General features: G+C 33.6%; 2 protein-coding genes and 1 pseudogene. All 3 read right to left on the bottom strand.

The features are described from left to right. Window positions 1–207 (bottom strand): annotated as a pseudogene (locus tag PR675_RS20765) (hypothetical protein); the annotation flags it as partial. A gap of 5 nt (window positions 208–212) precedes the next feature. Then, complete coding sequence (locus PR675_RS20760; protein WP_272582977.1) at window positions 213–539, bottom strand: hypothetical protein; 327 nt, start codon at window positions 537–539, stop codon at window positions 213–215. Between the two features lie 49 nt (window positions 540–588). After that, window positions 589–1530, bottom strand: a complete 942-nt coding sequence (locus tag PR675_RS20755; protein ID WP_060561252.1) for a hypothetical protein — start codon at window positions 1528–1530, stop codon at window positions 589–591. Window positions 1531–1793 lie beyond the last annotated feature (263 nt).

Raw genomic sequence — 1793 nt, 5'->3', positions numbered from 1 at the left:
GATATTTTCCAGTACTTGCTTTAAGAATAACTCTTTTTCTTTATAGTTATCAGTAAATTGTTTATTCATATCCTTTAATAGAAACAATTCAATTTCTGATTTTAGTATCGAGGGTTCATTACCGATAACCAGATAGCATTTTTTGGCATAATCGATGATTTCACTGACGTTGTGTGATAAATCGAGAGTTTGATAATACTCAATCATACCTTCTAACCATACTTTACTTTTGAGTCTTTGAACAAAACTACTTGCTCAAGATGCTCTTGTACCGTTTGAAATAACGGTGACTGTGCGTAAAATTTCCCACAATAGAGCATGAATGTTGTCTGCGTAACACACAAATATTGGCTCGCTCGACCAATCGATTCAAAATACACATAATTTTTCTTTAATTGATTAAACAAGGCCTCTCGCTTAATTTCATGGTGATCTAATGCTACGCGATGTTCTTCTTCAAAGTAGTGAACTGCATCAAGATAAAAAGCTTGCAGCTTATTATCACAAATAATTTGTTTACTTTGTGCCGTCAGCTTCATGACATTACCCATTTTAAAAAGCGGTAAATTAACCGCCTATTGTTCATGATTAAAATAGTTTATGAATAACTTGCAGCTCGGGATTAATCGTAATGAGGTCATCAATTATCTGATAATAAATTGATGGCATATTTTGCTTCCAGCCCACCATATCAGGACGGTGTTCGATCGCCATTGGCGTTTTTAATAGCGGATGATCTATGACAGGGGTGGTTAATCCATGTTTAGCCCGGAAATTTTTAACCGCTTGATATTCAAAAGGCCAAGAGACTAAAAGCTCCGTGTTAATTTCATATCCCGTTGAACGTTGTTCGTCGTCATTATCCCTAAACATGGCCGACCATTCGATATGTTTATCGCACAATGTAACAAGCCATTGAGCGATAACATCGTGATTTTCATTATACAATGCTTCTTGGCAGAAACGTTGATAGAATGGGTCAATAGGAATTCCGGCGCTTTCCCAATCTATTGTTTGGTTTTTCTCGCTTGCCAGCATTTCAATCGCTAGGACACCTAATTTCTGTGGTCGAGTGTACATAGGGAGTGATTCTGCCATTTTACCCGATTGAATACTTTCAATAACTTTATCGTAGCAAAAGTGCCCTATTCGAAAATCATTACAAGCAAAATCCATGAGTAAAATTTCACCTTGCTTGGCAAGATCTAAGAAATGTTCTCTGTTCTTATCGACATCATTATAATTCAAAATAAAGAGTAAATTATAATGGTAGTAAAGTTTTTCGAGTTCATATGGTGAATTGTTATCTTTTTTGTATATTTGCCGCATGTATATTGTATCTGTAGCTGTTAACAAATAACTCAATAAAATTTGATAGTCAATATAACGCTCTGAGTTATTTAACCCCTGTAATTTATTTAAACTATCTAACCTTGAGTTAGATATAAACTCATTGATTTTATCGACATCATTCGTTGAATCTTTCATTATTTTTTCTATATACTGAATAACTTTTTGGGTTCGCTTCATTTTTTTAAATCCTCTGCGACGGACATAGTATCATATTTATTATTAGATGCAGGATTGAAACTATTATCTAACCCCACTGTTACTTTATAACCAGCTATTTGATTTTTTACTAGCTACTATTTATTTCCTTCAGTAAAGTAGCTTCTTTAATAGTTAAAGAATAACTATTTTTATCATTTAAAAAAGAGTTTATAGAGGTATCAAGATGTAGCTTCATATTACCTATGTAATCTTTCCGAATTTCACTTAACTTCCCTCCGTTT

It is taken from the genome of Providencia sp. PROV261 (assembly GCF_028477945.1).
Taxonomy (GTDB): Bacteria; Pseudomonadota; Gammaproteobacteria; order Enterobacterales; family Enterobacteriaceae; genus Providencia; species Providencia stuartii.
The sequence above is the reverse complement of the archived record's forward strand: the minus strand, read 5'-3'. Positions and strand labels throughout refer to the sequence as shown.